This window comes from Acidithiobacillus sp. TH-A36, from assembly GCF_057473445.1.
Genome location: NZ_JBYCKP010000433.1, coordinates 1 through 1,728 on the forward strand (window position 1 = coordinate 1; position 1,728 = coordinate 1,728).

General features: G+C 56.9%; 3 protein-coding genes. All 3 read right to left on the minus strand.

Going from position 1 to position 1,728, the window contains the following annotated elements; all coding sequences use genetic code 11:
- On the minus strand, window positions 1–644 hold a 644-nt coding region (locus tag AC2VLY_RS11170), incomplete at its 3' end, for a nuclease-related domain-containing protein (protein WP_486922292.1).
- Window positions 641–1,420: a hypothetical protein gene (locus tag AC2VLY_RS11175; protein ID WP_486893343.1), complete on the minus strand. Its 780-nt coding sequence runs from the start codon at window positions 1,418–1,420 to the stop codon at window positions 641–643. The genes AC2VLY_RS11175 and AC2VLY_RS11170, both read right to left, overlap by 4 nt.
- Window positions 1,420–1,728: hypothetical protein (locus tag AC2VLY_RS11180; RefSeq protein ID WP_486893344.1), on the minus strand; the 309-nt coding region annotated here is incomplete at its 5' end. The genes AC2VLY_RS11175 and AC2VLY_RS11180, both read right to left, overlap by 1 nt.

Consider the following 1,728-nt stretch of genomic DNA (forward strand, 5'->3'; position numbering starts at 1 on the left):
GCGCCGGTGAGCCAGGGCGCTCCTGTCTGCATCCAATAGTTGAGGCCGCCGCCGGTGACTTGCCGCATCTGTTCTCGATGCGAGGCGCTGTCACGCTGATCTTGCTGCTGGAGTTTGCTCCAGGCTTCCTGTAAGGATGCAGGATTCGGCCCCTCTCCCCGATCCATTTCTTTGAGCTTGCGCTTGAGATCCCGGAGCATGAGCACGCCATCCGGCACCCCGCTGGGGAAGCGTGCGGAACCTGCAAGGACTACGAAGCCCGTCACGGGTACCCCCGGCACGATGGTTCCCACGGACTTGATGTGTCCATAGTTCTGGTCCAGCGGATTATGCAGTCGGTTCTGTTTCCCACCGGGAAATCGCTGGATCCAGCCGCCGCCCTGCCCTCTGCCATTATCATAGAGAGAACCGCTGTAGTTCTTGGTTTCCAGTACCACGATGGCGGAGCGCGTCAGTACCAGATGGTCGATCTGGGTGAGTCCCTTTTTCCCCGGAATCGTGACATTGTTCTGGATGGGCAAGCCCATACCCCGAATAGTCAGCGATACGGATTGTTCGCCCAGGTCGCCTTTCAGTTGGCGACGCAGTAAGCGCCCGCCAAATATGAACAGAATCGCGCCCGGAACCATGGCTTCTATAATCACGACACCAATACCTCCCCCCAAGGGTCCGACAGAAAAACGAGCAAGCGGTGATGCAGGTCCGGCACCGGGATTTGCTCCACCGGGACAAAATCCTTCGGATCATCCTCCCAAACAGGCAATAAAAAACCCGGCTTCAGACGTTGGTGATAGTCATCAATGATTTCGTACTGATCGGCTATCAACACTTCCCGGTCATAGCGTTGTGCCAGTCTTTCCCGCTGGCACAGGGCGACACAGGTTTTATGCCTTGCCGCAAAACAGTCGCCATTATCCACGTTGATGGCGAGGATTCTGCCATCCCGCATCGCCCATTCCATGTCCGGATAGGGATAGCCATCCTCCGCAAACATGCGGCGCGTCCAGAACTGGGCAATGCCTCCGGCATGGTAATTGGTGGCGGTGAGCTTTTGCGTCCAGATGCGCTCGTTGACACGCGGATCATTGCATTCTTCCCAATTCATCTCTGGATACGGAAAGGGCTGCGGGTAGCGGTCCTGAACCCTATCCAGCCCCTTTTCGGTAAGTACCAGGACGGCCTCCGGCCTGTTTTTGCCTTTTTTGCCTTTACGGATTCCACAAGGCAGACTTCTCACCCATCCCTGCGCGAAAAGGGTCCGGTCCAGATCCCGCGATTCTTCTGGAGAAAAAAGATCGTTCAGCAAGAATGCCCGCGTTGTACTACCAAAGCGGTAAATCCAGTCCAAAGCAGCCAGTTGCACTTCTTTCGTGCGACCCTCTGCCTGCAGATTCGGAGCCAATGTATGCACAGACGCCATCAAACCCCTCCCCTGCCATTTTTGGCTATGGCCATGCCCAGCAGGGTGACAACCCCGCTGATCAGGTTGGCCACCAGTATCAAGGCCAAGCCCGCACCCAGCGCAATCACGGCCCAGATGCCAGCGATATGCAAAGCCTGGTGCATCGTATCTGACCAGGAAGCCGGTTGTGCGGCTAACCAGGCAATATGCCCCGGATGAAAGCCCATGAAGCGGTCCCTGTAGATCACGACCGCGCACGCCAGAAGCCAGACCAGCACAGCAGCCGCCACACTGTAGAGCACCTGCCGAATCACGGAATCCTTGAA